Annotated in this window: 5 protein-coding genes; 2 read left to right on the top strand and 3 right to left on the bottom strand. The window is 71.4% G+C overall.

All coding sequences use genetic code 11. The features are described 5' to 3' along the window. Positions 1-1,557 (bottom strand): MFS transporter (locus tag AB0K37_RS24690; RefSeq protein WP_363984897.1); only part of this gene is annotated, 1,557 nt, incomplete at its 3' end. A gap of 284 nt (positions 1,558-1,841) precedes the next feature. Here AB0K37_RS24690 and AB0K37_RS24685 point away from each other — a divergent pair. After that, entirely contained in the window at positions 1,842-2,771 is a 930-nt protein-coding gene (locus AB0K37_RS24685) for an RNA polymerase sigma-70 factor (protein ID WP_363984895.1), read from the top strand. 164 nt (positions 2,772-2,935) lie between these two features. After that, complete coding sequence (locus tag AB0K37_RS24680) at positions 2,936-5,752, top strand: sugar-binding domain-containing protein (RefSeq protein WP_363984894.1); 2,817 nt, start codon at positions 2,936-2,938, stop codon at positions 5,750-5,752. 55 nt (positions 5,753-5,807) lie between these two features. Here AB0K37_RS24680 and AB0K37_RS24675 read toward each other — a convergent pair whose 3' ends face one another. After that, positions 5,808-6,971, bottom strand: a complete 1,164-nt coding sequence (locus tag AB0K37_RS24675; protein ID WP_363984892.1) for a serine hydrolase domain-containing protein — start codon at positions 6,969-6,971, stop codon at positions 5,808-5,810. 43 nt (positions 6,972-7,014) lie between these two features. Beyond that, the gene (locus AB0K37_RS24670) at positions 7,015-7,644 is read right to left on the bottom strand and encodes a hypothetical protein (protein WP_363984890.1); all 630 of its coding nucleotides are present in this window, start codon (positions 7,642-7,644) and stop codon (positions 7,015-7,017) included. Positions 7,645-7,765 lie beyond the last annotated feature (121 nt).

The following is a 7,765-nucleotide window of genomic DNA, read 5'->3' as shown; positions in this document are numbered from 1 at the left end:
GGCGGCCCCGCCCTCGCGGTCGGCGGCCGTCGGGGCGGCGGCCGCCGGTCCGGTCTGCCGGTCCGGCGCCTTGGCGTTGATGAAGACGCCCGCGACCAGCGCGGCCAGCAGGATGATGCCCGCGGAGGTCCAGGTCGCCACGGAGTAGCCGTGCACGGTCGCCTCCGCGAGCGCGGCCCTCACCTGTGGAGTCCGCTGAGCGGGATCGACCCCGTGGCCGGTCAGCCAGTCCGTGGTCGCGCTCGCCGCGATCGTGTTGAGGAGCGCGGTGCCGACCGATCCGCCCACCTGCTGCATGGTGTTGAGGGTCGCCGAGGCCGCCCCCTGCTCCTGCGGGGCGACGCGGCCGGTGGCCGTGGACATGGCCGCCATGAAGGTGACGCCCATGCCGAGGCCCATCATGCAGATGCCGGGCAGGACGCGGCCGAGGTACGTGGCGTGGACGTCCATGGAGGCCAGGACGGCCAGCCCGCCGGCGGCCAGCGCCAGGCCAGGGATGATCAGCGCCCGGACCGGCACCCTGGGCAGCAGCCGCACCGAGATCTGCGTGGAACCGATCACCATGCACGCGGTCATCGGCAGGTAGGCCGTGCCGGTCTTCAGCGGCGACCACCCCTTGATGCCCTGGAGGTAGAAGGTCAGGAAGAGGAAGACGCCGAACATGGCGACGGTGACCAGGGCCATCGTCAGGTAGGCGCCCGCCCGCTGGCGGTCCTTGACGATGTGCAGGGGCAGCAGCGGCGTCCGGGCGCGGGTCTGCCACAGGGAGAACAGCCCGAGGACCAGCACGCCGCCGATGAGGAGGGCCAGCACCCGGGGGTCGCCCCAGTCCCGGGACTCGGCCTCGCTGAAGCCGTAGACGATGGAAAGCACGCCGGCGGAGCCCAGCGCGGCGCCCAGGACGTCCAACTGTGCACCGGCCCTGCGGCCGGGGTCTCGGAGCATCACCACGGCGCCGACCACTGCTACGACGGCCACCGGGGTGTTGACGTACAGGCACCAGCGCCAGTCCAGGTACTCGGTCATGAGGCCGCCGAGCAGCATGCCGATCGCGCTGCCCGCGCCGGCGATGGCGCCGAACACGCCGAACGCCCTCCCGCGTTCGCGCGGGTCGGTGAAGGTCGTGGTCAGCAGGGACAGCGCGGCGGGGGCCAGCAGCGCGGCGAAGACGCCCTGCAGGGCGCGGGCGGCGAACAGCATGCCGGGGCCGGTGGCGGCGCCGCCGAGCGCGGAGGCCGCGGCGAAGCCGAGCAGGCCGGTGATGAAGGCGCGCTTGCGCCCGAACAGGTCGCCGAGGCGTCCGCCGAGCAGGAGCAGGCCCCCGAAGGCGAGGGTGTAGGCGGTGATGGCCCACTGCCGGTTGCCGTCGGTCATGCCGAGGTCGCGCTGGGCGGACGGCAGGGCGATGTTGACGATGGTCATGTCCAGCACCACCATCAGCTGGGCGAGGGCGATGACCACCAGCCCCCACCACCGGCGGGGGTGGGGACGTGGCGGGGCGTCGGAGGCCCGGCCGGGCCGGACGGGAACGTTCTCGGGTGAGGCTGACTCGGCCATGTGTCGGTTACCTCCCTTGCCGTCCGGTGGCTCCCGCCACCGCGAAGCTGCTGGTGGTCATATGTCGTCCCTTCCTGACCTGTATGTATGGACGTGGTGAGGTCAGGCCCCGCCAGGGACCGTTCGTCCCGCGGCGTCCTGACGAACACGAGACGCCGGCACACCGGCCCCCGTAACAGCCGGGCGATGTGACGTAGGCCACCCGAGCGGGGGTGTTACAAATCGGCGGGCGGCGACGTCCAGTGCACGAGGCAGGGGTGGGAACGGACAGGCAGGAGCCGGGGATGAGCGAGCGCACGGAACGGACCACGGGGAAAGCCGAGCCCGCGAACTCGGTGGACTCCGCCACCGAGGTGTTCGTCGCCCACCGCAACCTGCTCTTCACCGTCGCCTACGAGATGCTCGGCTCGGCCACCGACGCCGAGGACGTCCTGCAGGAGACCTGGCTCCGCTGGGTGGACGTCGATACGGCCACCGTCCGGGAGCAGCGCGCCTACCTGGTGCGGATCGTCACCCGGCAGGCGCTGGACCGCCTGCGCGCACTCGGACGGCGCAAGGAGTCCTACGTCGGTCCGTGGTTGCCCGAACCGCTGCTGACCACGCCCGACGTGGCCGAGGACGTCGAACTCGCCGAGAGCGTCTCGATGGCGATGCTGCTGGTGCTGGAGACTCTCCAGCCGACCGAGCGGGCGGTGTTCGTGCTGCGCGAGGTGTTCGGCCTCGACTACGACGAGATCGCCGACGCCGTCGGCAAGAGCACGGCCGCGGTCCGCCAGCTCGCCTACCGGGCGCGGGCGCACGTGGCCGCGCGCCGACCACGCGGCATCGCCTCCCCCGCCGAGACCCGAGCGGCACTCCAGGCCTTCCAGCGAGCGGTCGAGACCGGCGACCTGCAAAGCCTGCTCGACATCCTCGCACCGGACGTCGTCGCCCTGAGCGACGGCGGCGGAGTGAGGCACGCCCTGCCGCGGCCCGTCGCGGGCGCGGAGAACGTGGCCCGCCTGCTGGCCGCGGGGTGGTGGAAGCGCGACGCCGAGAGGTCGGTCGAGCTGGTGGAGGTCAACGGCGGCCCGGGGCTGCTCGTCCGAGTCAACGGCGAGGTCGACGGCGTGTTGGCGGTGCGGGTCGAGGGCGGCTACGTCACCGGCGCCTACCACGTGCGCAACCCGGAGAAACTGTCGCGCGTGGAACACGAGACCGCCCTGAGCCGCTGAGGCCGGCACGGCCACGGCCCACCGCCCCGGTCGCGAAGTGGGCTTAGCACTACCCCCATTGACGTCCTGCCCCTACGGCCCGAGGGGCGCCCCCGGCCCGAGCATTGGTGTCATCGGCCCCCGGGAAGCGCCCGGCTCCGGCCGCACGAAGGGGAGATGGACACATGAGCGGGTCCAGGACTCGAACCACGGCGCTGTGCGCCGCGCTCGCCCTCGCCGGGACGCTGGCCCCGGTGATGCCGGCCCACGCTTTCCCCGGGCACCGGCCGGCCGTGCAGAGGATCCGGTCCTCCGGGACCACGGAACTGACCTCCGGCTGGGCGATCCGATCGTCCGCCGACACGAACGACACCGGCGCCGAGATCTCCAAGCCGGACTATTCGACCAAGGGCTGGCTGCCGCTGTCCCGGCCCGAGACTCTGATGGCGGGCCTGCTGGAGAACGGCCGGTACCCGAACATCTTCCACAACGACACCATGGCGAAGGTCCCGGCCGAGCAGTTCGACGTGAACTGGTGGTACCGCGACCAGCTCACCGTCCACCCCCGGAAAGGCGGCCGCACCTCCCTGGTGATGAACGGCGTCTCCGGAAAGGCCGACCTCTGGATCAACGGCGAGAAGATCGCCGGAGGCGCGCAGCTGCAGGGCTCGTACAGCCGGCTGGAGTACGACATCACGCCCTACGTCCGGGACGGGGCGAACGCCATCGCGCTCGACGTCTCGCGCAACGACGCCGACATCACCAAGTTCGACACGCCCATGCGTTACCTGACCCAGAACCAGGTCGACTGGAACCCGATGGCACCCGACCAGAACACGGGGCTGCAGTACGCGCCGCAGATCGTCCAGGAGGGCCCGGTCTCGGTCCGCAACCTGCACGTCCTGCAGGACAACGCCCGTGACCTGTCCACCGCCGACCTGACCGTCAAGGCCGACGTGCGCAACAACACCGGGTCGGCGCAGCGGGTGGTCGTGTCCGGCACGGTGACGCGCGGCTCCACCCGCGTCGCCTGCAAGACCACGGTCACGGTGCCCGCGCACGCGACCCGCGCCGTCGCGATCGGCAAGGCGGACTGCCCCGGACTGCACCTGGAGCGCCCGGCCGTGTGGTGGCCGTACCAGATGGGCGCCCAGCCGATGTACCACCTCGCGCTGGACGCGTCCGTGGGCGGAACGGTGTCCAGCGCCGCCGCCGAGGACTTCGGCATCCGGACGGTGACGTCTCGGCTCACCGAACCCGTCCCCGGCAAGACCCACGGCAAGGACGGCTACCGGCAGTTCATCGTCAACGGCAAGCCGCTGGTCATCCGCGGCGCCGGATGGTCGCCCGACCTCTTCCTGCGCTACTCCCCGTCCAACGTCTCCGACCAGATCTCCTACATCCGGAACATGGGTCTGAACGCGGTCCGGTTCGAGGGCAACTTCCCGCCCGACGACATGTTCGCCCAGCTCGACCGGGCGGGCGTCCTCGCCATGCCGGGCTGGCAGTGCTGCGGCCTCTGGGAGGCCAAGACGTCGACCTGGTCGGACGACGTCAAGGCCAACGCGTCCAACCAGGGGGGCACGATGGCGGAACGGCTCCGCGACCACCCGAGCGTCTTCACCTTCTTCCAGGGCAGCGACGACGCGCCCGACCGGGAGAAGGAGGCCCTCTACCTGAAGGCGTTCGAGCGCGCCGACTTCCGGCTCCCGCAGGTCGCCGCGGCGGAGTACAAGTCGTCGCCCAAGCTCGGCCCGGCCGGCACCAAGGAGGGCGGTTACAACTACTTCCCGCCCAACGCCCTGTGGAACAACAGGCGGGAGACCGTCAACACCGCCGACCCGACGCTCAGCATGACCGGCAGCGCCTGGGGTTTCGACACCGAGGTCAGCACCGGGAACACCATCCCGACCCAGGACTCGCTGAACCGCTTCCTCCCCCCGGACGAGCAGAAGAAGATCTGGGACCCGGCGACCGCGCAGGGCCAGACCGCCGGCCAGGACATGTACCACACGTTCCTCTACGCCGACTACACGCGCCTGTCCCGGATGGGCGTCTACAACACCCCGCTGTGGCACCGGTACGGCCCCTGGAAGGACGCCGCCTCCTACCAGAAGACCGTCCAGCTCGGTGAGTACGAGGTCACCCGCGCGCAGTTCGAGTCGTACATCGGCAACTCCACCGACAAGGCGAACCCGAGCACCGGGATCATCTACTGGATGCTGAACAAGGCGTGGCCGTCGCTCCAGTGGAGCATGTACGGCACCGACTTCGACCAGCCGGGCGTCTACTTCGGCGCGAAGAAGGCCAACGAGCCCCTCCACGTCATGTACTCCTACGACGACGGCTCCATCAAGGTCGCCAACCTGACCGGCGCCCGCCAGGACGGCCTGCGCGCCACCGCCCAGATCATCGACCTCGACGGCAAGGTCCGCGCCACCGCCACCGCGCCGGTCGGGGCGCTGGGCAGCCAGGACGTCCGGACGGTCCTGCGCCCGAAGGTCCCGGCCGGGATCTCCAAGACCTACTTCGAGAAGCTCACCCTCACCCGCGGCTCCGAGGTCGTCAGCCGCAACGTGTACTGGCTGTCGACGAAGGCCGACCAGGTCGACTGGCCGAAGACGCACGCGCCCGGCCAGTACACCCCGTCCAACGGGTTCGCGGTCTTCCAGAAGGACGGCTACGCCGACCTGACCGGCCTGCGTTCCCTCGGGCCCGCCGATATCAAGGTCGAGGCCACCACCCACCGCGAGGGCCGCGAGACGGTGACGAGCGTGACCGTCCGCAACGTCGGCCACGGCGGCACTCCGGCCGTCTTCACCCGGGCCGACCTGTTCGCCGGCGGCAAGCAGGTGCTGCCGATCCGCTGGAGCGACAACGACGTCACGCTCTGGCCCGGCGAGCAGCAGACCATCACCGCCCGCTACGCCGCCACGTCCGCCAAGCCCGACGTCCGCGTCAACGGCTTCAACGTCCCCGCCCAAACCCGCCACACCAGCTGACTTCCCAGCCGCTCGAAGGCCGGACGGGGCCCCCGTCCGGCCTTCGAGCTGTGCGCTACTGGGAGGCCGTGGACCGGCCCTGGCAGAGCGCCGTCTGGACGGCGGTCTTCATGTCGTCGCTCTGCGCGTCCGAGCCACCCGGGTCGAGGTTCACCATGACCGTCGCCTGACCGCCGCCGACCGTGGCGCCACTCGCGGTCTCGTACCCGAAGATGTCACCGCCGTGCCCCCAGTACAGGCCGCCGCAGGGCAGCGGCCTGCTCTCCAGGCCGAGGCCGTAGGCCCGGCCGTCCGGGGCGCCGGTCGGCCGCGTCCTCATCATCTCCCGCAGCTGGGCCGGGCGCAGCAGCCCGCCGCCGAGGAGCGCGCCCAGGAACCGGTCGACATCGCCGCCACTGGAGACCATCCCGCCGGACGGGCCCGCGACCGAGGGGTTGAACGCGGTGAGATCGATGAGCGGTGCGTCCCGGCCTGGCCGCACATACCCGCGCGGGTGCGGTCCAGGGATCGCCGAGGCGTCCTCCGGTACTGACGTCTCGCGCAGGCCCAGCGGGGTGATGACGCGCTGCTGGATCTCCTCGCCCCAGGTGTGGCCGGTCACCTTCTCGATGAGCATGCCGGCCAGCAGGTAGTCGGTGTTGGAGTAGCTCCAGCCGGTGCCCGGCGCGAAGACCGGCGGATGGGCGAGCGCGATGTCCACCAGGTCGCGGGTGTCGCGGTGGGCGAGCGGGTCCTTGAGGATCTCCTGCGGGTTCAGGTAGGCGAGGTAGTCCGGTACGCCGCTGGTGTGCTGCAGCAGCCGGCGGACGGTGATCTTCCGCCCGGCTTCGCCGTCTCCGCGGAGGACACCGGGCAGATACCGTTCCACCGGCGCGTCGAGCGAGACGCGGTGCTCTCCCACCAGCTGAAGCACGACCACGGCCACGAACGGTTTGGTCATGCTGCCGATCCGGAACCTGCTGTCGCGGAGGACCGGCGCCTGACTGCTCACGTCCGCGACGCCGCTGGTCAGCACCGTGCTGCCGTGCTGGTCCCGCAGGTGGAGGAGCGCCCCGGGTCCGCCGTCGACCGTGGTCAGCCGGTTCAGGATCCGGCGCAGCTCGGCCTGGTCGGCGCCGTCGGCCTGCGACGTGCCGGTGCCGGTCAGTGCGCTCACCGCGACACCGGCCGCCACGGCCAGGGCGAATGCGCCGCGCAGCGCACGCCTTTGCTTGATCATGTTTGCTTCCCTGAGTCCGGTGGTGATGGGTGGTCGCGTCCGGCTAGGCCGCCGCGGGGGCCTTGGCCGTGCGGTGCGCGGGGACGGGCCGGCTCTGCTCGCGGGTGTGCGGGAAGAGAGCGAGCCAGATCAGCGCCGCACCCGCCGGCAGAAGGTCCAGGTCGGCCGTGATGACCACGAATGCGAGGACGACGAGGACGGGGCTCGCGGCGGCCGCCCCGCGCCGGGGGCCGACGACCGCGTACTGGACGAGCAGCGCGGTCAGGCCCACCATGAAGAGCACCGGCCCGATCTCGTAGAACGCCTGGGGGAGCACGGCCGGAACATCCGCGTACCGGTCGGAGAGCGCGCTCTTCTCGGCGGCGTCCGCCGCCCGCAGGCCGACGACGATGTCGATGATCGCGACACGGATGAAGGTGACCAGCCCGACGGCGGCCACCGCGGTGAGGGCGCCGGCGGTGATCCGGCGTGCCCTGCCGCCCTCCGCGACCGGCATGCGCCGCCACAGGCCCGCGATCACCGCCCCGTACAGGAGCAGCGACCCCAGGAAGAGCAGATGGCCCACCGTCCAGGCGGGTCCGGGCCCGTGCTGCCCGTCGCGGCCGTCGATCAGCCGGACGACACCGTAGGCGAGCATGAGGGCGGGGGCGAGATGGAAGGCGATCCTGGTCATGAGCGGTTCTCCCGGAGGTCGAGGCTTGCGTCCCTGCGTTTTCGATCTTCAGGGAGAGCGGTGGTCCGGGGGATCGCCGTCACGGGGGGTCTTCGGGCGTCGGTGGTGCGGGGGAGAAACG

Source organism: Actinomadura sp. NPDC049753, assembly GCF_040674655.1.
GTDB classification, from domain to species: domain Bacteria; phylum Actinomycetota; class Actinomycetes; order Streptosporangiales; family Streptosporangiaceae; genus Spirillospora; species Spirillospora verrucosospora.
Note: the sequence above shows the minus strand (reverse complement) of the source record. Positions and strands in the feature narration are given on the sequence as shown.